Source organism: Paraburkholderia sp. CI2, assembly GCF_014201055.1.
Taxonomy (GTDB): Bacteria; Pseudomonadota; Gammaproteobacteria; order Burkholderiales; family Burkholderiaceae; genus Paraburkholderia; species Paraburkholderia tuberum.
On the sequence record NZ_JACHDL010000001.1, the window covers coordinates 453,487 to 477,742 of the forward strand.

Sequence of the window (24,256 nt, forward strand, 5' to 3'; positions counted from 1 at the left end):
GGGCGCCTGGCCGATCACGCCAGCTTACGCCCCCAGCATCCGCAGCGCTTCGACGAGACTCGTTTTCATGCGGTTGAACGAGACCGCGAGCGAGGCGATTTCATCGCCGCCGCGCGTCGAAAACGATGCGGTGTCGAGCTTGCCGAGGCTGACTTCGTCGGCCGCGCGCGACAAAGCCTTGAGCCGCTTCGTCACGAGGAAATGCACCATCAGGTTCAGCGCGATCAGCACGCATCCGAACACCGCGGCGAACGACAGCATGAACGTGCGCCAGACGCTGTGCGCCTGTCCCAGCGGCAGCGACATCGGCACGGACACGACCTGCGCGCCGATCGTTTCATGCAGGGGCCAGTTGAAGCCGTTCGCCGGCCCGTATTTGTCGATCATCGTGCGCGGCGCTGCGCTGGGCGTGCTGTGGCATTCGAGGCACGCGGCCGAGTCGATGCGGGTGGGCCGCGCGATGTACAGGCTGGGGCCCGACGGCGTCGCGCGTTCGCCAATCAGTTCGGGCAATTCGGGGTGGTCATGCAGGCGCCGGATCACATCGGTCTCCCAATCCGTGGCGCGGTCGCGCGGGTTGGTCGGATCGAGCATCGCGCTCTTGTACGAGAAGCCCGGAAACTTCTTCTGGATCGCGAGCAGGCTCTCGACGGCGGAATATGCGGGAATCGACTGCGGGACGAAAGCGTACTTGATCTGCGTGGAAAGCAGCGGCGTCACCTGATCGGACGTGTAGTTCTGCGCCGCGGTAGCGGCTTCGATCATCAGGCTCGCGTCGCGCACGGTTGTCTGCACCGCGTTTTCCTGCAACACGCGGTCGGCCACGAAACCCGTCGCGGCGAATCCCGCGGCGAACACGACGAGGAAGGCGAGATTGAATTTCAGAGTCAACGACAGGTTCATGGCTGCTCCACGCGAATGGTGTGCAAGGGCGTCAACGCCTGGTGGTGCATGGTACGTCAATGCGCGTCGGCGTCGTCCGGCGTAGGTTAGTTCCGGTATAGCCAGCTGGGGAAGGATTCGGGACGCACCGCCGGCGGCGCTTGCGCGGGCCTTTTGTGTGGCTCGCTCGCCGGGCGTGGCGGCGGCGGATGCAAAATCGGCCGCCATTCCGGCAAAACGTCCAGATGGGCGTCGACCTGCGCGCGAAAGGCCGCTGTTTTCAGGCGCGGCACGAAGCGTTTGACGAAGGTGCCGCGCTCGCTGACGCTGCTCGTGAGCCAGTCGGAGACGTCGGCGTAATCGACGGCGCGCAGTGGCGCGGCAAGTTCGTGCCTGCTCGCGAGCCGTCCCGCCACCCCGACCAGCGCGTCCCGAAAGCCTGGCGGCATCGTGCCAATGAACTCCGCGGATGGCCGGGCTTGCGCGCGCAGGGGCCCGTCGGCATCTCGCTCGAGGTACTGGCCCGCGTGCAGGATCTGCCTGGGCGGCTTGGCAGGGGCGCGAACGACGACGATCGCGTCATCCCCGGACTCCGCGAAGATTGCGGCGCGCTCGCCGGTGGTCATCGCGACGACCGACCACGGACCATTGCCTGAAGGTTTGATGTCGAGGCCGTGAAGCTCGATCGACAGCGGCGGTTGCGCACCTGCGCTCACCTTGCAGCCAACCTTGAGCCAGCCGCTCAGCATCGTGATTCGCAGCGGTCCCACCGCGGCGTTTTGCGACGTCGACGGCGTTTTGAGCAGTATTTGCGTTTGCGGCCCGAGCGCGATCAGCGTCCCGGCACCGTCTTCGAGCTGCGCGGATTTGCCGGCGTCGGTTTCGATGATGTCGTCGTCGCGCAGCCTGGCGCCCTCGCCCGTCCGATACAGCGAGGCGCCGCGAATCACCGACACGGGACTCTCGGCGAAAGAGACGACGACGTCCGCGTGGACGAGCGGCACCGCCGACGCAAACAGCGCCAGCGCGCCGCCCGCGCGTGCGCGCAGGAAGGCTGACGCCAGCATGACGAGGAAACGGCGAGCGGATGGCATCATCGGGGTCCGTTACGTCGGTGTCTGCGGTACTGTTTATCGTAGACGGTCCGATTCGTCGAGGGGTTAACCGACGAAGGCCGACACACGGCGTATTTCCCCAATCGCGGCGTGCGGCTTTCAAAAAGACGCGCATAGCGTCGTTTATTGCGGACCGCCGCGCTTGCCTCAATTCGCAAACGTCGCCAGCTTGAACGTGCACGCAGTCGCCCCCGGCATCAGAAGCCCCTGCTCCACACCAACGGGCACCTGACTATTGCCCGGCCCGTACAGCCAGTAGATGAAGTAAAGCGCTCCCGCATGGCTGACCGCCAGTCGTTCCAACGCCTGGAACGGCCCCGAATTGATCTTGCCCAGCTGCGGCACGAGGTTGATATCGGTCGAACCGCCGAGCGTGTGCGCAATGGCGTGCCCCCGGTGATAGGTCCCGCCGTTGGCGAGCGGATGTCCGCGCATCCGCGTCGCGATTTCCTTGCGCGCCACCGTACTCTTTCCCTGACTGATTCCCCACGCTGCGACGAGGCGCTCGGTCGTCATATCGAACAGATATGAAAACTGGCCCATGGAAGTTTCGGGTATCCGTATTTCGCGGTTGATGAATGCTGTGGCGCAGCAAACCAAAGGACAATGGGCTCCGGCTTTTCATTATATGAACCGGCCAACCGCCCAACGCCGCCTGGCCGTTGCCGGTGTCCGCCAGCCTGGGACGGGCGATGGGTGCCCAGTCAGGCGCCCCCGTACTGTGGGCAGGTATCGTGGCTGGGCGATTCATCGAGCCCGCCCACCCGCGGGGCGTAAGCACTCTTTTGAGAAAAACGGGGGCAGATTGATACTTTTTTGCCTTTGCGTTAGCTGAACAGCTAAAGAAGCTTTAATTGCTAAAGTAAAGCCATCGGCGTACATTATGCGGTACAGCAATATCACCGGTTTTCGCTAACGAGCCATGGGAAACTTCAGCCACAACCCGAGCGCCGACGTGCGCAGTGCTTTCGAGGCCGAAATCGCGAAGGAGCTTTGCTCAAGTCTGGATGAGGTCGCGGACGGTCGGATTAAGGTCCGGCATATCGAATCAGATTTCGCGAATCTACCCGGGGTGGATTTCACTCTGGATCTTGATGCAGACGGCAGTCCGGTACGCATTGCCGTGGAAGCTCTCCGCTATGCCTATCCGCGCGACGTCCAGGGAGCAGTATGGAAGCTTGACGAATTCAAGCACGCCTACAACCACGATAGGTTTGACGACCTTATCCTCCTCGTAGCCGCTGAATCGCTGAGTCCCGGGGCGCGGGACCTGCTTCGCAAGCGCGGAATTGGCTATTTCGAACGCAACGGAAACCTCAACCTGAAGTGGCGCAACTGGCTGATCAACATCGAGCGGCCCGACCCACCGTCGGTAAGAAAAGAGGCCACCTCGCTCTTCACGGATTCGCGTGAGGCGGTCGTTCATGCGCTCCTGGTCAACCGGCACAAATGGCTGAGCGGGGGAGATCTGGCCGCAATGTCCCAAACTTCGCCATACACGGTCTCTGTCGTCTTGCAGGAGTTGGAGCGCCGTGAGTGGTGCGAATCGAGCGGCGCGGGCAGAACGCTTCGACGCCGACTACACAAGCCACGAGAATTGCTAGCAGCATGGGCTGCTCAATGGACGAGGCGCAAGGAACAACGTTCCAGTTGGTACTTTTTCTCCGAGCGCCCAAATCTGCTGCTCACAAAATTGACGGACAAGATCGAGTCATCAAACCCATCCTTCGACTGGGCATTCACAGGTACAGCCGCCGCAAATGTCTATGCGCCGCTCCTAACGAGCGTAGACACTGCAGAGATCATCGTCCCGCCCGGGGAAGCCGAGGGTCTTGCTCGAGACATGCGGTTGAAACCCGCCGACAAAGGCGCCAACGTCGTCTTCGTCGAACGTGACGGTGCGAGCCTTCTGTTCCGTGACGCGGTACCCGAGTACCCGTCATACTTCGCGAGCCCGTTCATCATGTATCTCGACCTCCTGAACGGGCGAGGCCGAAACAAAGAGCTCGCCGACCACCTTCTTGAAAAACTGGAGTTATAAATGGCCGGAGTCAAACCCACCACTGCGGCAGGGTACAGCGCCGATGTCACCGAGGCTTGCGAGCGGACTCTGCTCACCCTGATCGGCGCATTCGGCAGCCTTGGGGAAACCCTCCGGCTGGTAGGTGGCCTCGTTCCGCGCTATCTAACGCCCGCGGCGCCGCCGGACGTCCCCGCGCACGCTGGCACGTCCGACGTCGATATCGTCCTCAACATCGCCCTTGTCGATGCGGGGGAAGGGTACGCGTCACTGGCCGACCAGCTCACAGCACGTGGATTCGAGCGCTTTTTGAAGGATGGCAAGCCATCGTCATGGCAATGGAAGCTCAAGGTACACGAGCAGATGGATGTCATCGTCGAGTTTCTGCGTGATGCCGTTGGCCAAACCGCAGGGCGGCCGGTGAATGTCGATGGCGAACGGGTCTCTGCGCTGGCAGTGACGTTCGCAGAAATCGTGCACGACTGGTTTGGTGAGAAAAGGGTAGCGGGCCGGTTACCTGGCGATGGAGGCGTTACCTCGCGCGTCATTCGCTTTGCGGATGTGCCAGCGTTCGTGATCCTGAAAGCGATGGCGATCGAGCAACGCAACGAAAACAAGGACGCGGGCGACTTGGTCCACGTGCTGCGTTACGCTGGAACGATCGATGAGGTGGCGGAGCTTTTCGTCCAACGGAAACTGTCAAACACACACAGCGAAGCGATGGACGTTGGGCTCAAGACCCTCCGTAGATGTTTCTGTGATGACGAAGACGCTGAAGGATACGAAAAAGTCGGCCCAGTCCGCTACGCCGCTTTTCAGGGCGTCACCGATGAAGATTCGAGGGTGGCGCTCCAGCGCTTCGCATCGGGCCTCGTCCACGCGATCCTCGATCGTTTCGAAGAGCGTCTCGCTGAGTTGGTGCCGGCCGGATGAGAGTCGCCCAGGCAACGCTGGTTGCGTCGCGGTTTCGGATCGTCGCCTGACATTTGCCCCAACGCGAAGAGCCGAACCTGATCGAGACTTTAGCGCTTTGAGGAAGGAAGCAACGTGATTACCTGCGAACGTTGCGACCGCGAGTCGGCGCCGGACCACGCTAACTAAAACTCGGAAATCCAGGTGGATCCACAGCATGAAAGGAAAAGGTACTTTTTCTCCTGCTGAAGCTGACGGCGTGCGGGAACTGCTGCGAAAGGTTCGCGCGGCCGATCGTGCTAGCCAGAAGATGCTCCGCGATCGCCTGCGCAACGAGCTTTGCTTTTACATCTCGGATTTCACGAAATCGAACCGAGGCTTCGGCCCGGACGACTTCGATGAGATGGTGAAGCGCGGAACGATCAGGATCGTGTGACCAAGGAAAACCCGGCGCGATATGCTGTTTTGCCGCATTGCACAATTCATCACCCACGAAATACGGATACCCGAAGTTTCGAGCAATTCGCACGATGCCACGCGCCGAACATAATCATCAGCCCACAGGTCGACCAGCAGCGGGGCCACCTCGTCGCTAAACGCAGCGGTCGCATGCGCGTGCGACAGGCGCGGCAAAATGCGGTTGAGTTCTGCGTAATCCGTCATGCCTCACCTCGACAGCGTGTGTCGCGCGATTCGCGCGGCTCGCTTCGTCCTTGCTATCCGCCCGCTCTCGCGACCGCCTCCTGCAAGCGCCGCCGCACCTTGCCGACATCGACGCCGCCAGGTCCCGGCGTGTCGATGATCGGCATATAGCGCGCAGGCGTATGCAGCAAATAGGCCTGCATCTCATCGATCACGATCCGGTCGCTCGGGTCGTAGCCGAGATTCTCCAGTTGCCGGGTCAACTCCGCGCGTTCCTCGAAGCTCAATACCTGCCACCAGAACGCGCGGCACGCATGTGCGTATGCGCCGTCCGAAAAGTACCGCCAATGGCCCAATTCGTGACTGAGGATCGCGGCCCTGACGGTGGCGTCGATCATCTCGCCGCCTGGCGCGCGACCCAGCCCGGGAATAGTGATCAGAAAATCGTGTGCGTTCGTCGCTTTCCAGATCCCCTGCTCCTCGCGAATCAAACGCCATCGCACGAGAATCGTCTGCAACGTGCGCTCGCCCTGGTTCAGCACCACGCCCTGCTCGCGCGCGAGTTCGAAAAAATGCGTCAACTCCTCCGTGCTGAAGTTGTTGCCCGCCGTCAGCCCGGCGGGGTCGGTGCCAAAGCGCCGCGCGTGAGCCGCGATGGCCGCCGCCGACACCACGCGGTCGCGCGGCATATCGCGGCGTTCGAGCAATGCCACCACGCGCGTGAACATCGCGCCCTGTTGCTCGAGGCTGGCCGCCTGCATCACATGGAGGCCGGGTTGGTCCGTCACGGTGAACAGTTGCAGGCGCGCGTCGGGGGCCAACGCGGCGGCGAGCCGGGCAAGCGGCAAGCGCACCGCTCCGGTGTCGTCGTCGACGGCCGCGGGTCTGTCGGCGGCGTTGTTCGAGTCCTGCGGACCCGCGGCGAGCGCGATCGTGGTGACGCACGCGAACAGCAGCGCCGCGCCCGTCGCCACGTTGCAATACACGCGATAACGTGTCATCGGCGGCAACCTCGACAGCGCCTAATCCGTAACCGTGACGATCGTCACCCGACGGTTCTCGGGCGCCGTCGGATTGCGCTTGTTCAACGGATCGGAAGAACCTTTGCCGAGCGACGACAGCCGCTCCGCCGAGATGCCGTCTTTCTGCGTCAGATATGCGACCACCGCGGCCGCACGGTCTTCGGAGAGCTTCATGTTGGCATCGGGCGACCCGCGAGGATCGGCATGCCCTTCGACGCGAAATCGGTACGCCGCGAGTTTTTCCGATTGCAATGCACCGGCGACCTTGTCGAGCGCGGCCTTCGCGCTGTCGGTGAGCGTGGCCGAATTGGTGGCGAACGTGATCAGGATTTGCGCGGCGGGTTTTCTCGCGGGCGCGGGGCGCGGCGCGGCGGACGGCGGCTTGTTCGACAGCACGAAGCCGCGCGTCAGGACGTTCTCGCCCGACTCGCTCGACTGGTCGGGCTCGAGCGCGCGCGTCACCGACTGCTCGTTGATGTCCTGCTCGTTCAGGACCGGTTCGGCTGCGCGCGAGGCTGTGCACAGCAATGCGAGCAAGCACAGCGTGGCGGACAGAACGCCGCCCGGAATGCGTCGTGCGGAAGACGGATGGGTCAGGCGTGACATACGGCGATCTCCGCAGAATGGAGTTGCGGTGAGGCCGCCAGCGCCCCTTTACGGACCGTCGGCGAACACCGGCGGGAACCGGCGTATGACAGCCTCATCCTTTAAAGACGAATGATGGGAAGTCAATTTGAAACGCTTACCCTACCCGCGGCGGCGACCTCAGTGATGCCGTTGCTGTGCGCCCGGGTTCGAAATCACGTCGATCACCGAATCCCACTCCTGCGTGCCGATGTCGAGCAGACTCGCGAACTGCAAGCCGGTCGTCGCGCCCGCGGAAACTCTCGCCGAAGCCGGCACGGCCGGCGATCCGTCGCTCCACCAGAGCGCGTGTCCCATTGCGACGGTCTGTTCGAGCAAGGCGGCGAATCCGCCGTCGGCTGCATCAGGGATGGCGAGCCGCCACGGCATCGATCCGCGATCCCGATTGAACAGGCTCTCGGCTCGCAACGCCGCGTCGAAAGCATCGAGGGCGAATTCCTGCGTCAGTGTCGACAATGCGAGCGCCACCAGGCGGTCATACCATCCTTGCGCATCGGCCAGTCGCCGTGCGAGTTCGGCGCCGTCGATCGCCTCTGCGATCGTGAACGGAAAATAGCGTCCCACACGGTCCACGCCCGGCGTCAGAACGCCCGCCCACGCGCTCGGGCCATACAGACCCGCGCCCAGCGCGAAACACCACACCGGGGCATTCAGATACAGTTCCAGCCACTGCGCGCCAAAGCGCTGCCGCGCGAGCAACATGCCTTCCTGCAAGCGCTCATCCCAACGCGTGACGAATTCGACTGGCAAGCGCCGTCCCACGAAGTCGCCATGCGTGCGCACCTTGCCGAAGAAGCCGGGCCCGAATGTCGGCTCCTGCGCAAGCTCGCCGCTCATAGCCGATCCGGACAGCGAAACTGCTCGAGCATGGCACGGCGAAACGGATTCACGATGCTGCTGGCTGCCAGTTCGAACTCTGCGCGCCGGCCATCCGAGTCGAAGCTCAGGCGAAAGCGGTCGGGTTGCGCGGTGGGTTGCAGACGCGCATCGTCCATCAGATGCAGCAGTGCCCACGGTCCGTCGGCGCGCGCCGCCGGTGTGCTGCCCGCCGGCGTGAACTCGACGTGCGCCTGGCCGGTGCCCTTGCCGCTCGGCCACTGGAACACCATCGATTGCGGCGTGTCGGGTTTGACGACCATTTGCTGCCCATCGATGTCGAGCGTGAACTGGGTAATCGATGGATCGATGGTGAGCGGCTTCACCGTGAAGCGCACCGACACGTCCCGGCCGCCGGCCCGGAAGAACGCGTCGCGGATCTGCGCGGCGCGCTGGAACTGGCCGAGCACGTCGACCGGGATGCCGAGCGTATCGACGCCGCTGCGCCATTTCCACTGCGGTCCCGACATGTCGACCATCGTTGCCAGATTCTTCTGGAAGAAATCGTCGATCAGGCCGCCTGGGCTCAGCAGCCTGCCGAAATCGTCGGGTGCGACGTCGCGCGTCGAGCCGCGCACGAGAGGATAGCGACCGTCGAGCGCCTGCCGGCACAGCTGCGCCACGTTCGCCTGCCACAACGCGTTCAGGCGCGCCCGCTCGCCGCCCACCATCAGCGACCCCGCCCCGCTCGCGACGCTGGTGGCCACCGTCGCGAGCGGCGGCGGCGCCCCCTGGGCCACCAGCTTGAGCTTGTTCAACGCATCGCCGGGTGGCGGCGGCAAGCCCTGACGGCGCGCCGAGTCCGCGGCCTCCAGATAGGTCGCGGCGTCCTTCAGCGCGGCGAGTTGCGCGTCCAGCGGAGCCGGGCCCGGTGCACCGGGTTTGCCGGCCAGTTCGTGCAGCGCCTGGAAATGCGCGTCGACCGGATTGAGTTCGGCCGGCGCGGGCGGTGCCGCGTCTTCCGGCTGGTTGCCGAGCGCGCTCTCGAGGCGTTTTTTGGCCGCATCGAGCTTGTTGGCCAACGCGGCAACGCCCTGCTCCGTCAGCGAACCGCCCGTTTTGGTGCTGCCCAGCGTGGTTTCCTGCGCCGCGGCCAGCATCAGCGAGCGCAGCGGCGAGTCGGGCGCCGCGAGCACATTCGCCACGCGTGCCGCCTGCTGCACACCGTCGAACGGCACCACGTCGATATCGTTGAGCAACGCGTCCCACTGGCGGATGTACTCGTCGTAGTAAAGCCGGGTGATGCCCGCCTTCAGATCCTCGATACCGTTCGGCGTCAATACCGATTCCTGACGGCCGAGCACCCAATCGTCCTTTGCGATATCGATCACCGCCGCGTCGCGCAACTGGCCGAACTTCTGATAGCCGGCCCGCGTGTACGCGCCTGAAACACCGCGCGTCAACGGCGCGCCGCTCTTGCGCACGAGCACCAGCGCGGCATTGCGCCCCGCCGCGTCGGCGACGCTGAACTCCGGCAGTCTGCTCTGTTCGAGATCGCGTTTGACGCGGTTGAACAGACGCTGCGTCAGCGGCATTTTGGCGAGCGTCGCGCGCGCCTGCGCGATCAGATCCTTGTCGAGCGGCAGCGACGCATCGAAGCGCGCCGGCTGGAACAGCGCGGCGAGATGGCCGTCGAGATCGTTGCGCTGATCGTCGCTGGCATCGCGCAACGGCCCGCGGCGCCAATCGACATCGGCCCACAAGCGCACCGAGTCGGCGTCGAAGTGCAGCGAATCGCCCAGCATCAGATATGCGCGCAAGACTTCGTACTGGAAGTCGGGATTGTTCGCGTCACCGCGGCGCAATTCTTCTTCCATGCGGCTCACGACCAGAGGCAACAGCGTCTGCCGCAACAGCCGCCGATAACTGGTCTGCGCTTCGAGGCCGAGCTTGTCGCCCTGATAAAGGCCGAGGCGCGACAGCCACGGCACGCTCCTGTCGCGGTCCGCGTAACCGCCGGGAAGGTCGCGCGCGGCATTGAGCAGCGGCAGCAGCGCAAGCGGGTTATCGCCCGGCTGGGTGGTCTGCGCGAGCTTCTGCAACCCGGCAACGTGCTGTTGAACATCGGCGACGTAAGCGCGATTGCGTTGATAGCTGACGAAGAACAGAACCAGCGCCAGCACCGTGACGATGCCGATCGCCGCCAGCGCGGCGCGCTGAAACCAGGCGCGGCGCCGCTCCAGCTTCTGGTTCACGCCCGCGAGTCCGGCTTCCTCGAAGATCACGCCGCGCAGCAGCCGCGTGATGAAGTAAGCGCGCCCGCTCGCCGGGTCGGGCAACACGACCTGTTGCTGGAAGCCGAGCGCCGAGGCGACCGCGCTCATCACGCGATCGATCGGCCGGCCTTCCTGGGTGCCGCTCGTGAAATACACGCCGCGCAGCAACGCGGACTCCTCGAAGCGCGAGGTACTGAAGGTTTCGTCGAGAAAGCTTTTCAGTACGGCTTGCAGACCCGCGAACTGCTGCGGAAATCCATAGACGAGCGCACGCCGGCGCACATCGGTCTCGCGCTGCATACGGTTCAGCACGCGGGCTTGCAACTGCTGTTCCAGCGCGTCGAATTCGGCGGGAAATGCGGCCAGTGCGTCGTCCGGTGAGCCTCGCTCGGTGAACGGGAACGTCATGCCCCAGACCTGTTCGCGCTCGTCGCGGCCGAGGTCGTCGAAGAATTCCGCGAAACCCGCGAGCAGATCGCATTTGGTCACGATCACGTAGACCGGAAAACGCATGCCGAGCTTGCCGTACAGTTCCCTGAGACGCTCGCGCACGGCTTGCGCCTGCTGCGCGCGTTGCGGGTCGGACAGTTGCAGCAGGTCGCGCGTCGACAAGGCCACGATCACGCCATTCAGGGGCCGGCGTGGCCGATACTTGCGCAGCAGTTGCAGGAAGCCGGCCCACGCGGCCTGATCGGCTTCGGCGAAACTATCCTGGGTGGTGAAGCGGCCCGCGGTATCGAGCAGCACCGCATCGTCGGTGAACCACCAGTCGCAATTGCGCGTACCGCCCACGCCGCCGATCGACTGCTTGCCGAGCCGCTCGGCGAGCGGAAACTTGAGCCCGGAGTTCAACAGCGCGGTGGTTTTGCCCGTGCCGGGCGCGCCGACGAACATGTACCACGGCAACTGGTACACGTACTGACTACCGAAGCGCCCCTTGACCCGCGCCTTGCGCAAGGTCGCCATGGCGGCTTCGAAACGCTGCTTCAACGCCGCGATGTCAGCCTCGGATTCTTTCTTGCCGGGCGCGGGCTCGGCCGGTCCCTCTGCCACCACGCGAGTGAACTGGATGTTGGCGAGACGCACCGCGATCCAGCGCACGCTCCAGTACACCGCCCACACCAGCAGCAACACGATGATCACGGCCCAGCGGCTGCTGTTGCTTTCGAGCGGCTCATGACCCGCGTACGCGACGAGCGGCCCCTCGACCCACACGATCAGCGACAGTGCGAGCACGCCGAGCAACGACAGCACGATGGCTCGTCTGAGCCAGCCAAAGATTTTCATACCCGGCTCCCCTGTGCCACCCGCGACGGACTCATCCCGAAGGCCTTCACGACGCCGCTCCCGGCGCCAGCACCGTGATATCGACGCGGCGGTTGCGCGCACGATTCGCGGCGGTGTCGTTCGGTGCGATCGGCTCGGCGTCGCCGCGCCCTTCGGCGCTGAAGCGGGCGGGGTTGCCGGCCCGCGACGCGAGCATGTCGCGCACCGCTTCGGCGCGCGCCTGCGACAGATGCCAGTTCGACGGGAAGCGCGCGGACAAGACTCGCTGGCTGTCCGTGTGACCCGCGACCACCACGTTGCCCGGCACTTCCTTCAACGCGTCGCCGATACGCTGGATGAGCGGGACGAAACCCGCGGCGAGATCGGCGCTGCCCGAGCCGAACAGGCCGTCGCCATTGATCGTGACGACGGTCCGGTCGGGCAACTCCGAGACACGCACGAGGCCTTGGGCGATTTCAGGCGCGAGGAACTGCGCTAGCTTCGGCGCAAGTTTGGGCGCCGCCGCCAGCTTCGAGGCAAGCACCGGAGCCGGCGCGACGCGGATGCCGTGCAGCGCTTCGAACACGCGGTCGGACATGTCGTTGAGCCTGAAGCTCAGGACCAGATTGACGATCACCAGCACGAGGCAGGCGATTGCCGCCGCCACCCACAACGGCACGAGTTGCAGCAACGGCTTGCGTTCGACCTTGACCGGCAGCCAGTGCGGCGACAGATCGCGTTCGGCCGCGCCGCGCTGGCCGCGAATCATCTGTTCGAGGCGTTCGCGGATCGTGTCGAGCTGCGTGCGGCCACCGTCGATCAGACGGTAACGTCCTTCGAAACCGAGGCCGAGAATCACGTAGATCAATTCGAGCACGTCGATATTGCCCGCGGGGTTCTGCGCGAGACGCTGCAGGATCAGGAAAAAGCGCTCGCCACCCGAGGCCTCGTTGTGGAAAGTCACCAGCAAGCTGCGGCTGCCCCACAAGCCCGCCCCCCATGGCGTGCTGGCGATCGCTTCGTCGAGGAACGTGCACAGGCAATAGCGCGAGGCGCCGAGCTTCTCGTCGTCGATGCCGTTGGCGCGGCCTTGCGTCTCGAAGTTGCGCACCATCTGCATCAGCTGGTTGCGCAGGTCTTCCACATTCGGATGGGTCGGCAACTGCCGCAACGGCAGCGCCAGTTCGATCAGCGGGTTGGCCGCGCGCAACAGCGGATTCAGACCGCCGCCGCCGGACAGCATCGGCGCGGGCGTTGCCGCGGCCGCCATGAACGCCGCCCGCGCGCCGCCCGGTGTCGGAATCAGAATCGTCGCGCCGGGATCGTCGGCGGGGCCACGCGGTTCGTCTGGACTCACGATGAACTTCCCCAATCAATGCATCAGCGGCGAATTGCCCAGAACTCCATCGTCAGTCCGGGAAAGTCGCCGGCGACGTGCAACGCCATGCCCGCGGAATTCGCGAACTGTTTCCACAGTTCGTTGCCGCGATCGAGTTCGAAGTAGGTAAAGCCCGCATGGAACGGCAGTTGCCGGGGCGCCACGGGCAATGCGCGCAGGCCGACGCCCGGCAATTGCAGATTGACGAGATCGCGAATGCGTTCGATCGGGCCGATCTTCACCTGGGGCGCGAAGCCGGTCAGAATGTGCTCGGCCGGCATTTGCGCGCGCACCGCGAGCACGAAGGTGGCGCCGGCAAACAGCGTCTTGTCCGGCACGATCGCCACGCGCAAGCCGAACTTGCGCTCTTCGAGCGGGATCGCCACCGCGTGCGGGTCCATCACCATGCTCAGCGACGCGCGAATGTCGTCGATCACCGGTGCGAAGGTTTCGCGCAACCACTCATGGCGATACACCGGATACGCCGGCGGCCGCTTCAACGCCTGGCTGAAGGTCGCCAGCTCGCCGGCCAACTGCACCGTCGCCTGGTACAGCGCCTCGGGATGCAGACCGGTCATCGTCGAGAGATGCGCGGCCAGCGGCTCGTGGCGATTGATCAGCTGCAGCAACAGGAAATCGGCCACTTCCGCGACACCCGTCACGCCGGGCTGTGCAAGGCGTCCGGCCAGCGCTTCACCGCGTTGATGCAGAAGGCCCACGAGGTCGTCGACGAACGCCGCGAGGCGGCGCGCCACCCGATAGTCGAGACACGGCGGGCTGTAGTCGTTTTCGAGCACGACGCGGTTGTCGGGCAGCCGTTCGAGCACGCGCGCGACGCCGAGCGCGGTGTAGGCATTGGCCACGTCGGGAGCGAGCGCGAGACGCACGCGCAGTTTGCCGATCTGCAGCAACGCCGCGCCGGCATTCGGATCGTTGCTGTCGCTGACGTCGAATTCGGTGACACGGTGTCGCGCGAAGTTCTCCTCGCTGGCTTCGTTGCCGGTTTCGGCGACACCCGGCCTGCGCACCGGCAATGCCAGTTGGACCAGCATGTTGCGGGTGCCTTCGGGAATCTCGAGCGGCTCGGGCAAGTCATCGTCGGCGGGCAGATCGAACGGTGTGCCATCCGGCATCACGCCGGAGCACGACAGCAGCGCGAGCTTGCCGAGCTTGAGCAGCGACTCGTCGATCTCCAGCGCGGTAAAGCCCCAACTGTACGGACGCAGGCCGGCCGCGCGCGTCTCCAGTTGCCGCTGCAGATAGCGGTCGTGCTGCTGCAAGTGCTGGGGCTGCAGAAACATCCCCTCCGACCAGATGACTTTGCTGTTCCAGGACATGTTGTCTCGTTCAAACGTTTCTAGGTGGGACCGGCGGGATGCTTCGGCTGACGCTCGCGGGCCGCGCGCAGTTCGTCGATCTGGGCCTCGTATGCGTCATTGAACGCCTGACCGAAGAGCTTCTGGAAATCGTCGTCGGCTTCGCGCGCGACGGCGCCCTGCAATGCGACGAACAGATCCCACAGTTTCGCCTTGCGGTTGGACAGCACTTTTTCGAGCGCACCGGAGTCTTTCAGCTGCGCTTCGATCGAAGCGGGATCGAAGCGTCCGAGCACGTGCGCGAGCGCCGCGCGCATGCCGGCGAGCACCGCGAGCTCGTGCGCCTCGATATCGTCGAAGGCGCGCCTGAGCGCCTCGTCGGGCGGCAGATAACCGGCCGAGCGGCCAGTCAGCATCTGCGCCAGCGCGCTGTCGACGTCCGGGAAAAACTTGAGCGGATTGTTGTCGCGCGCGACGATCATCGTCGTGTCGAGACGGGCTTCGCGTTTGGTCATCGAGCGCGCGCGCAGCACGCCCATCGTGCCGCGCAGCGCGTCGCGCAGCATCGTGCCGATCAGACGCGCGAACTCCGGTTCGGGCAGGTTCGGCGCGCGCGACGGATCGAGGCCGAGGCCTTCGAGCAGCGCCTGCAGGGTGGCCGGTTGCTGGCTCGCGGAAGTGGCGGCGGCCGCGTGCCGAACCGGGGCCGGCTGGGCGGTCGGCGCCGGCACGGCAGGCGCTGACGTGATCGGGCCCGCGGACGGAGCCGGCTGCTGAAGCTGCTGCATCACAGGCTCCAAAGCGGGCTGCGCAGCGGACGACGGCCCCGGCGCCGCGCCAGGCACAGCCACCCGCGCGGTGGCGGCCTGCGGCGCGACCACGGGCACGACCACCGGCACCACGGGAGCCAAAGGGGTCGATGGCGCAAACTGCGTCGACGGCGTTGTCGGTATCCCGAACAGATCATCGAACGGTGTCGCCGCCGACCCTGCCGCGCCGGGATCGAGCAATCCCGGCGGCAAGCCGGTCGGGCCGCCCAAAGGCGCGGCCGCCGGCGCGGGCGCAGTGGGCCACCCCGGCAACTCGTGCGAAGGATGCGGCGCGGCCGGCGAGCCGCTGCCCGGCTGCCCGGGCGTTTCCCATTGCGCCAACGCCTCCGCGAGCGGGTCGTAGTCCGCCGGAATACCCCCCGTGGGTGTGGCAGGCCGGCCAGGATCGGGCCGGGACGCTTGCGGCGCCGAAAACGCCTGCAACTCCGGCGACACATGATCGCTTTCCGAGCCCGCAAAGCCCGGACCCGACGAGATCCGCTGCGGTTCGCCGAAGCCCGGCTGCCCGAGTGGATCGAGCGCGCCCATCTGCAACGCGTCGCCTTGCGAATCGGCCGGCAACGGTCCACTGAGCACCTGCGCGGCACTCAGCGGATCACGCCCGCCCGTCAGACCGCGCACGCCGGCCGCCTGCTCGCCGATCGACACCTCGAGCAGATACGGTCCGATCAGCAGACGGTCGCCGTCCGCGAGCCGCGCCTCGCGCGTGCCGCCCAACGCGCGCTGATTCAGCACGCTCGGATTGCTGCCCAGATCGCACAGCAGATAGTCGCCGCCGCGAAACTCGACGCGCGCGTGAACGCGCGAGATCGCGCGTTGTTGATCGGGCAGCACCAGCGTGCAGTCGTTGGCCCGGCCAATCGTGCCTCCGGCGGGGCCGAACGCGATCGCGATCGGCTCGGCCAGCGTCTCGTCGTTGAATCGCGCAACCCGCAGCGAAAGAATCGGATAGTTCACTTGGCTCCCCACGAGCGGTCAGGTGCATCACTCACGATTTGATTTTTTTGGTTCCGTCGTCGGCGTCTTTGGGCGCGCTCGGCGCGGTCGGTGACGAGCCGCTGCCGGAGCCCGCCGAGCCGCCCGAATTGAGCAGGATCGGCGTGCCCGACACCGCCACGCTGACCGGCCCGACCACCACGAAGGCGCCGCCCGCCTTCAGCGTAATGCTCGCGCCCGCTTCGATCACGATGTTCATGCCGGCCTTGATGTGGATATTCATGCCGGCGTCGATCGCATAGTCCATGCCGACCTTTTCCTGCAACTTCTGCCCGACCTTCAGCGACGCGTTGCCATCGACCTGGGCGTTCTGGTCGCCCGTCACGGCGTCGTGGCGCGCGCCGGTGATCGCCACGAACTCGTTGCCGGTCACTTTCAGATGCCGGTCGTTGCCGACGTTACTCAGCATGTCGTTCTTGACCCAGGTCTCGTGGTCCTTCTCGGCGTGGAAGAACAGTTGCTCGCTGCCCTTGTCGTCGTCGAAACGCATTTCGTTGAAACCGCTGCCGCCCTTGGTCGAATTGCTCTTCAGCGTCGAGAACATCTGATTGGCCGGCAGTTCGTACGGCGGCATCGTGTTCGCGTTGTAGACGCAACCGGTCACGAGCGGCCGGTTCGGATCGCCCTCGACGAACTCGACGACCACCTCCTGACCGATTCGCGGCAAGAAGAACGTGCCCCAGCGTTTGCCGGCCCAGCTCTGCGACACCCGCACCCAGCACCGCTTCATGCGCGCGTCGGCATCGGCCGGCGGAGCGAACTGCTCCCAATGAAACTGCACCTTGATGCGGCCATATTTATCGGTGAGGATTTCTTCGCCGTCCGGGCCGACCACCATGGCGGTCTGCGGGCCCGCCACGACCGGCTGCGGCGTCAGCCGCTCAGAGCGGAAGTGGTTTTCCTTGCGCAACGCGGTGAACGCGCAGTCGAAGAGCGGCAGCGAAGGATCGTGGCGCACCGTCGACACATAGACATCCGAATTGATCTCGTACGCGGCGCTGACCACCAGATACTCGTGGTTCTGCGCATCGCAGGCGTGATTCTCGAGCCTGAACTGACCGCCCGGCCAGATGCCGCGCGCGCTCGATCGGCCCGAAATGCTGTCGTTGCGCGCCTGACGGATCTCGATACCGACCTTCGCATAGCGGTCGCCATCGCTCGACTGCGCGTGGCCGCTCAGATGTTCCTGCATCGCGTACACCGGCGGATCGTAGACTTTCGGCCGCGTCGCGCGCGACAGCAGGCCTTGCTGATTGCTCAACGTGGGCTTTTCGAAATCGTAGTCGTTGACTTCGTACTTGCCGGTCTGCAATTCCGCGCCCGAACTCCACGCATACACGCATTCCTTTTCGTTCGAAGGCTCGTACCACGCATCGTACGAAATCGACGCATAGTGTTCGATCGGTCCGTGAACGTCGCTCGAATCGGTCAACACCAGCGTGTGCTTGCCCCCTTTGTGCTCGAAGTAGTAGTACATGCCCTCGTGCTCCATCAGGCGGCTCACGAAGGCGAAATCGGTCTCCCGGTATTGCGCGCAGTGCTGCAGCGGCGGATAGGTCGCCTGGCATTTATTGCTGACGTCGATGTTGTAGTCCTGCAGCACGCCGGTCACGATATCGAGCACGCTCTTTTCATGGAAAAAGCGGCTGTGCGACGCGCGCGTGAGCAGCCACAGCCGCGGACGCACCACCGCTTCATAGCGCGCCATGCGGTTGCGGGTGTTGTCGCCCGGTGCGACGATCCGGAACGCCGTGACGATCCCGTTGAATTGCCGCTCGCCGTCCTCTGGCAACGACAGCGCAATCGAGATGTCATGCCCGAGCAGATCGCCGGCCTGCAGATCGTTGCGCTTGCCAAGCAGATCGAGCCGCCATTCGCTCAGGCGCCCCAACTCCTCGGTGCCGCTCAGATGCAGAAACAGCAGATCCCCGCCGGCAGGCGCGCAACTGACGGTGACGTGTCGGTTCGGGTTTTGCGTGGTCATGTCACGGAATCATCGTCTTGACTGTCGCCGGATTGACGATCGTGACCACGCCACCCCAGTTGCACATGCAGGTCGACACGTTGTCGAGCGACGGCTGGTTGCCGAGCAGCACGGTCGGCGCGCCCGGCGTCCACGGCGTCATGGTGGCCGGAATGCACGGCATCGGCGTCAGCACGCCCAACGCCGCCGCCGTCGCGGCGGCGACGGTCGGATTGGCGGGCGAGCTGCACACGCCGAACGGCATGATATTGACGAGCGGAATGTGATCCATGATGTTGGCCGCGGGCGGCCCTTCGCCCATCACCCGGTTGACCGGCAACACCACGAGCGTCGAAGGCGCCGCGCCGAAGGAACATTGCAGCGTCGCGCCCATGCTGACTTGTTGCGGCATAAGAAGGCATCCTCCGCTTTCGATCAATCGAACGTATAGAGAAATTCACCGTCGCGCGCGCCGATCTGCACTTTCGTGACCGCGCTGCCGTTCATCATCCGCGTCAGAAACTCGGTGCTGATGCGCGGCAACAGCGTGTTGGTCAGGATCGCGTCGATCATGCGTCCGCCGCTTTCGAGTTCGGTGCAGCGGCTGCCGATCAGCTTCACGACGTCGTCGTCGTAGCTGAACGGAATCTTGTGCGACACGCGGATGCGTTTCTCGATCCGGCCGAGCTGCAGCCGGATGATCGCGCCGAGCATCTCGTCGGACAGCGGAAAGTACGGAATGACCACGACGCGCCCCAGCAAGGCCGGCGGAAACACTTTCAGCAACGGCTCGCGCAGCGCTTTCGCAATACCCTCCGGCTCCGGCATCAGCTCCGGGTCCTTGCACAGGCTCGTGATCAGATCCGTGCCGACATTGGTGGTCAACAGGATCAGCGTGTTCTTGAAGTCGATCACGCGGCCCTCGCCGTCTTCCATCCAACCCTTGTCGAACACCTGGAAGAACAGCTCGTGGACGTCGGGATGCGCCTTCTCGACCTCGTCGAGCAGCACCACGCTGTATGGACGGCGGCGCACCGCCTCGGTCAGCACGCCGCCTTCGCCGTAGCCGACGTAGCCGGGCGGCGCGCCCTTCAGGGACGACACCGTATGCGCTTCCTGATACTCGCTCATGTTGATCGTGATGACGTTCTGCTCGCCGCCATACAGCACCTCGGCGAGCGCCAGCGCGGTCTCGGTCTTGCCGACTCCGGAGGTGCCGGCGAGCATGAACACGCCGATCGGCTTGTTCGGATTGTCCAGACCCGCGCGCGAAGTCTGAATGCGCCGCGCGATCATCTCCGTCGCATGAGCCTGGCCGATGATGCGCCGGTTCAGGTTCTCCGCGAGCTTCAGGACGTTTTCGATTTCGTTGCGGACCATCCGGCCCACCGGTATGCCGGTCCAGTCCTGCACGACGGAGGCGACCGCCTGCTGGTCGACGGTCGGCAGGATCAAAGGGTCTTCGCCTTGATGCTGCGCGAGCTGCGCCTGCAGGTCGCGCAGTTCGGCGAGCCGCGCTTCGCGCGTCGCGGTGTCGCTGGCGAGGTTGTCAGTCGCGCCGGTGGCCGCTGTTTCGTCTACCGTTTCGTTCGCAGCTTCGTTCGCTTCGTTCGTGCGGCTGGCTTGCGCCGCGCCTTCCACCTTGCCGGTCTCGCCCCGCAGTTGCGCGCGCAGCGCGAGAATCCGCGTCACCAGTTGTTTTTCCGCCTGCCAGCGGGTGTCGAGCGTGGCGAGACGCGCCTGTTCGGCGGCGAGCTTTTCCGCCGCGGCGGCTTCACGTTCCCGCGTGTCGACGCCCACCGCGCTTTCTCGGCCGATGATCGCCAGCTCGGTTTCGAGCGCGACGATCCGCTTGCGCGAATCGTCGACCGCTGCGGGCGTCGCATGCTGGCTGACCGCCACGCGCGCGCAGGCGGTGTCGAGCAGGCTGACCGCCTTGTCGGGCAACTGCCGCGCCGGAATGTAGCGATGCGACAGACGTACCGCGGCTTCGAGCGCTTCGTCGAGCACCTGCACCTTGTGGTGCTGCTCCATCGTCGAGGTGACACCCCGCATCATCAGGATCGCGCGGGTCTCGTCCGGCTCGCTGACCTGCACGACCTGGAAGCGCCGCGTCAGTGCGGGGTCCTTCTCGATGTGCTTCTTGTATTCGGCCCACGTGGTCGCGGCCACCGTGCGCAGCGTGCCGCGCGCGAGCGCCGGTTTCAGCAGATTCGCCGCGTCGCCGGTGCCGGCCGCCCCGCCCGCGCCGACCAGCGTGTGCGCTTCGTCGATGAACAGGATGATCGGCTTTTCCGAGGCCTGCACTTCCTCGATCACCTGCCGCAAGCGGTTCTCGAACTCGCCCTTCATGCTCGCGCCCGCCTGCAACAGACCGACGTCGAGCGTGCGCAACTGCACGTCGTGCAGCGACGGCGGCACGTCGCCCGCCGCGATGCGCTGCGCGAAGCCTTCGACCACCGCGGTTTTGCCGACGCCCGCTTCGCCCGTCAGGATCGGATTGTTCTGGCGGCGGCGCATCAGGATGTCGATCACCTGGCGAATTTCCTCGTCGCGCCCGACGATCGGGTCGAGCTTGCCGTTGCGCGCCTGTTCGGTCAGATCGGTGGTGAAGCGCCGCAGCGCTTCCTGCTTGCCCAGCGCGGCGGCCGGCACCGGGCCGCCCGTGGTGTCCGCGTCGCCGCCTTCGCGCTGCGCGCCGCCCGCCTGAAAACCATCGCTCGCGCCCATCGCCGCTTCCGGCGACTCGCGCAGCAGGCCGTGAAATTCGTCGACGAGCGAATCGAGCTTGATGCGCTCGAACTGACGCGAGATGCCGTAGAGCCCGTTGCGCAGCGACGGCGTCTTCAGGAGGCCGACCACCAGATGGCCGGTGCGCACCTGCGACTCGCCGAACATCAGCGAGCCGAACACCCAGCCACGTTCGACCGCCTCCTCGACTTGCGACGAGATGTCGGTCACCGAAGCCGAACCGCGCGGCAGACGGTCGAGCGCTTCGGTCAGATCGCGCGCCAACGCGGAAGGCTCGAGCCCGTAGTGTTTGACGATGCGGTGCAGATCGGAGTCCTGCAGTTGCAGGATCTGGTGGAACCAGTGCGACAGCTCGATATAAGGATTGCCGCGCAACTTGCAAAACACGTTCGCGCTCTCGATTGCGCGGAATCCGAGCTTGTTCAGCTTGCCGAACAACGCTGCCCGTTTGATCTCGGCCATTTTTCTATTCCCTCGATGATGTCGATGGCGGCGCCCCCGCGGACGCCTCGCGGGCCGCCACGGCAATCCGTGAACGGCCGTCCGGGCCGGTCGGCCGCAACACCAGTTGCCGCTGATCGCCGCGCGCCGGGTGGCCGAGCGTCCAGGTGGTGTAACCGAGCCGCGTGTGGCGCCCGAGCTTCAGGCGTGGCACATCCTCCTGTTTCAGCACCAGCCGGAGATCCCAATCGAGCCCGTCGCGCGCGTAATTGCGCACCCAGTCGACGAGGCGCTTCAGACTCTCGCCGCCCGGCAGGAAGCGCTCGTAATCAGCGCGGCTCAACGGTCCGATGACGATGCGGAATTTATGCTGGCAATCCCAGACGCGCGCGCCGAGCAGCGTCGACACGCCGAGCGCGGCCGCACCGTCCGCTGCGCCCAGGCGCAACAACGAATTCGCGGGCAGCGTCATCCAATGGCCGACCCACTGCTCGATGTCGACCGGCAGGTTGAAAAAACGCGCCAGCACGAGTTTCAAACCGGAGGCCGGACGGGTCGGGCCCCCCAGCAATCCGGCGAAGTGCAGTTTGGCGAAATCGGGCACCGCGTCGCGATCGCGCAGCGTCGGCTCGCCCAGCCCGAACACGCTGCCGACATAAAAGGAAAAGTGATCGCGCCCCGGACGGTCGAGACTCACGGCCGGTTGCGCATTGGCCCACGCGCGATAGAACAGCGACACCATCCGGTGGTGAAAGACATCGAGAAAGCGCGCGAAGGTCGGATCGTTCGCGTTGCGGGCGCGGTCGCGAGCGTACTCGGTCAGATGGGTGGGCAACGGACCATGCGGCCCGAGCAGGCCGAAGAACTTGACCGCGAGGCGCGCGGCGTGATGCTCGCCGGCCGGGGTGAAGTCACCGAGCGTGGTCGGATGGAAAACCAGTTCGGGCTCCTGCACGAAACGGATCGCATCGTCGCGCGGCTGCATCGACTCGCCGACGCGCGGCTTGTCCGCATACGCGTTCTCCAGCAGCCGCACGACCTGGAAGAAGTCGAAGCGGCGCGCATCGTCTTCGAGCCGGCGCAACAGTGTCAGAGCGTCCGGCATTGTCCGACCCTCGCTGGCCAGCGCATGATCTCGCCGCGCGACAGCGTCTTCACGACGGTCTCGGTGAACGAGTTGATCGATACGTATTGCGCGAAATATTGCGCGAGCACGGCACCGAGCAGAAACGCGCCGGCGCCTTCGAACGCGGCTTCGTCGAGCGTCAGCGTCACTTCGAGACCGCGGCCGAATACGATCGGTCCCGCGCCCGGCAAGCGTCGCGTCACCGAGCGCGAATCGATCGAGCGCACGCCTTCGATCAGCCGCTGACTCGCGATCTCGTCGGCGGGACAGTAGAGACTCAGCAGATCGCGCAGCGCGCGGGCGCCCTCCTGTGCATCGTTATCGAGCAGCGACGAGTAGTTCAACGACAGGTGACTCAACAGCCGCCACGCCACGGCCCCGTGCGCATACGACGGCAGCGGCCGGCTCGGGCCGCTCACGCAGCGCACGCTCTGCACCGGCGCTTCGACATCGAGCGTGAAATCGGCGGGGCCGACGCCGACCGGCATCGTCAGTGGCAGGTCGCGATTCGTGCACAGCACCTGCAAGCCGAGTTGCCGCAGGTCAGCGCGAAACGGCGCATTGCTCGCGTCCACCAGCGCGATGAACATCTCGCTGCCGAGGTAGCTCGTGCGCGGGCCGCGCTCATGCTGACGCGCCGACGGCAGCCGTTTTTCGCGGCGCACCTGGTAGTACGCGCCGGCGCGATACGTCGCGCCGAGATCGCGCGCGTGATAGAACGGCTCGAAGCGCTGCTCGCCGCCGGCGCCCGCGCTATAGCCGGTCGCACTCTCGATCTGATAGATCTCGAAGTCCATCGGCCGGGTGCGATCGGCCACCACGTGATATTCGAACTGTTCGTCCGACAGCGCGATGCGATCGGTACGCCGCGCAAAGAGATTGATCGCGGGCGTGCAATGCAGCGCGAAATTATTGGCATCGAGCGATTGTTCGAGCAGCGGATCACCGCGTTTGAGCAACACGATGACTTCGATTTCGGTGTCCGCGCAACGCCGCAACGCCGCGTGCAAACCGTCGATGGCGAGAAACATGAAGCGCTGCGCAAACGCGAAATACTCCTGCAACAGCCGGTAGCCCTGGAACGACTGCCGGCTGACCGGCAGCAGTGCTTCATCGTCGGCAAACCCGAGCGGCCGCAGCGCGCTCGCCGGCAACTGCACATGCCAGGACGCCGGACGTTTGGCCGGCATCACGACGACGCCGCTCACCGAACCGAGCAGACGCTCGTGGATACGCGTGGCCATCCCGTCCGCGCCGCGCAGATACAGCGTCAGCCGGTCGAGTTTCAGCTGGTTGATTCTCAGACCAGCGGTGGCGCGTAGGCGCAGCCTGAGGCCGGCCTTGATAGCAGCGCCCGCCGCCATGCTCGCCGGCAGCGCGCTGTCGATGCCACCGAGCGAGCCCGCGTGCGTAAAAAACCGCGCTTCCGTGATGTCGAGCGGCCAAAGCTTCAGTTCGTGCGCGCTGCGGTATTCGCAGCGAGTCGAGCCGTTCTTGTCGAGCACGCTGCGCAGCGTACTGCCGCGTGGAACCCGCACGCCGTCCGCGAGATTGGAGCTGGTCAGGTCCGGCTGGATCTGCACCACGGCCATCGACGGCGTGGGCGCGAGGTAATGCGGGTACACCAGCTCCGCGAGATGCTGGGTGAAGCGCGGAAACTCGTCGTCGATCTTCAGTTGCACGCGCGCCGCGAGGAAACTGAAGCCTTCGAGCAGACGCTCCACGTAGGGGTCCGCGCATTCGAGGTTTTCCAGTCCGAGGCGCCCGGCGATCTTCGGAAATTCGCGCGCGAACTCGCCGCCCATCTCCCGAAGATGCTGCAGTTCCTGGCTGTAGTATTTGATCAGGTCTGGATTCAT

Annotated in this window: 18 protein-coding genes; 2 read left to right on the forward strand and 16 right to left on the reverse strand. The window is 65.2% G+C overall.

The window, feature by feature from the left end:
* Window positions 1-24: 24 nt before the first annotated feature.
* The 3 genes from HDG32_RS02065 to HDG32_RS02075 form a co-directional block, all read right to left on the reverse strand.
* Complete coding sequence (locus HDG32_RS02065; RefSeq protein ID WP_184031725.1) at window positions 25-903, reverse strand: DUF3365 domain-containing protein; 879 nt, start codon at window positions 901-903, stop codon at window positions 25-27.
* An 86-nt stretch (window positions 904-989) separates the two neighbouring features.
* Complete coding sequence (locus HDG32_RS02070) at window positions 990-1,979, reverse strand: hypothetical protein (protein ID WP_184062818.1); 990 nt, start codon at window positions 1,977-1,979, stop codon at window positions 990-992.
* A 165-nt stretch (window positions 1,980-2,144) separates the two neighbouring features.
* Complete coding sequence (locus HDG32_RS02075) at window positions 2,145-2,540, reverse strand: DNA/RNA non-specific endonuclease (protein ID WP_260335495.1); 396 nt, start codon at window positions 2,538-2,540, stop codon at window positions 2,145-2,147.
* A 379-nt stretch (window positions 2,541-2,919) separates the two neighbouring features.
* On the opposite strand from HDG32_RS02075, the gene HDG32_RS02080 reads away from it, so the two are divergent.
* Window positions 2,920-4,038 (forward strand): type IV toxin-antitoxin system AbiEi family antitoxin, encoded by a 1,119-nt coding sequence (locus HDG32_RS02080; protein WP_221307586.1) that lies wholly within the window; start codon window positions 2,920-2,922, stop codon window positions 4,036-4,038.
* Complete coding sequence (locus HDG32_RS02085) at window positions 4,039-4,950, forward strand: hypothetical protein (protein ID WP_184062820.1); 912 nt, start codon at window positions 4,039-4,041, stop codon at window positions 4,948-4,950.
* Window positions 4,951-5,274: 324 nt separating this feature from the next.
* On the opposite strand, the gene HDG32_RS02090 is transcribed toward HDG32_RS02085, so the two are convergent.
* The 13 genes from HDG32_RS02090 to tssF form a co-directional block, all read right to left on the reverse strand.
* Entirely contained in the window at window positions 5,275-5,592 is a 318-nt protein-coding gene (locus tag HDG32_RS02090; protein ID WP_184062822.1) for a hypothetical protein, read from the reverse strand.
* A gap of 53 nt (window positions 5,593-5,645) precedes the next feature.
* A complete protein-coding gene (locus tag HDG32_RS02095; protein WP_184062824.1) occupies window positions 5,646-6,572 on the reverse strand; it encodes a hypothetical protein in 927 nt (308 codons plus the stop codon).
* Between the two features lie 21 nt (window positions 6,573-6,593).
* The gene (locus tag HDG32_RS02100) at window positions 6,594-7,199 is read right to left on the reverse strand and encodes an OmpA family protein (RefSeq protein ID WP_184062826.1); all 606 of its coding nucleotides are present in this window, start codon (window positions 7,197-7,199) and stop codon (window positions 6,594-6,596) included.
* 159 nt (window positions 7,200-7,358) lie between these two features.
* Window positions 7,359-8,075: a type VI secretion system-associated protein TagF gene (gene tagF, locus HDG32_RS02105; RefSeq protein ID WP_184062827.1), complete on the reverse strand. Its 717-nt coding sequence runs from the start codon at window positions 8,073-8,075 to the stop codon at window positions 7,359-7,361.
* A complete protein-coding gene (gene tssM, locus HDG32_RS02110; RefSeq protein WP_184062828.1) occupies window positions 8,072-11,617 on the reverse strand; it encodes a type VI secretion system membrane subunit TssM in 3,546 nt (1,181 codons plus the stop codon). Before tssM ends, tagF begins: the two co-directional genes overlap by 4 nt.
* Before the next feature lie 46 nt (window positions 11,618-11,663).
* Window positions 11,664-12,953: a DotU family type VI secretion system protein gene (locus tag HDG32_RS02115; protein WP_184062829.1), complete on the reverse strand. Its 1,290-nt coding sequence runs from the start codon at window positions 12,951-12,953 to the stop codon at window positions 11,664-11,666.
* A gap of 23 nt (window positions 12,954-12,976) precedes the next feature.
* On the reverse strand, window positions 12,977-14,311 hold the full coding sequence (gene tssK, locus HDG32_RS02120) for a type VI secretion system baseplate subunit TssK (protein WP_184062830.1): 1,335 nt from the start codon (window positions 14,309-14,311) through the stop codon (window positions 12,977-12,979).
* Between the two features lie 20 nt (window positions 14,312-14,331).
* The gene (gene tagH / locus HDG32_RS02125; protein ID WP_184062831.1) at window positions 14,332-16,077 is read right to left on the reverse strand and encodes a type VI secretion system-associated FHA domain protein TagH; all 1,746 of its coding nucleotides are present in this window, start codon (window positions 16,075-16,077) and stop codon (window positions 14,332-14,334) included.
* Window positions 16,078-16,108: 31 nt separating this feature from the next.
* Window positions 16,109-18,100: a type VI secretion system Vgr family protein gene (locus HDG32_RS02130; RefSeq protein WP_184062832.1), complete on the reverse strand. Its 1,992-nt coding sequence runs from the start codon at window positions 18,098-18,100 to the stop codon at window positions 16,109-16,111.
* A gap of 1 nt (window position 18,101) precedes the next feature.
* Window positions 18,102-18,491: a DUF4280 domain-containing protein gene (locus HDG32_RS02135; protein WP_018422989.1), complete on the reverse strand. Its 390-nt coding sequence runs from the start codon at window positions 18,489-18,491 to the stop codon at window positions 18,102-18,104.
* Between the two features lie 23 nt (window positions 18,492-18,514).
* Window positions 18,515-21,292 carry a type VI secretion system ATPase TssH gene (gene tssH, locus HDG32_RS02140; protein ID WP_184062834.1) on the reverse strand — a complete coding sequence of 926 codons (2,778 nt, stop codon included), beginning with the start codon at window positions 21,290-21,292 and terminating at the stop codon, window positions 18,515-18,517.
* Window positions 21,293-21,296: 4 nt separating this feature from the next.
* Entirely contained in the window at window positions 21,297-22,376 is a 1,080-nt protein-coding gene (tssG, locus tag HDG32_RS02145; protein ID WP_184062836.1) for a type VI secretion system baseplate subunit TssG, read from the reverse strand.
* Window positions 22,361-24,256 carry a type VI secretion system baseplate subunit TssF gene (gene tssF, locus HDG32_RS02150; protein WP_184062838.1) on the reverse strand — a complete coding sequence of 632 codons (1,896 nt, stop codon included), beginning with the start codon at window positions 24,254-24,256 and terminating at the stop codon, window positions 22,361-22,363. The genes tssG and tssF overlap by 16 nt, the downstream gene beginning before the upstream one ends.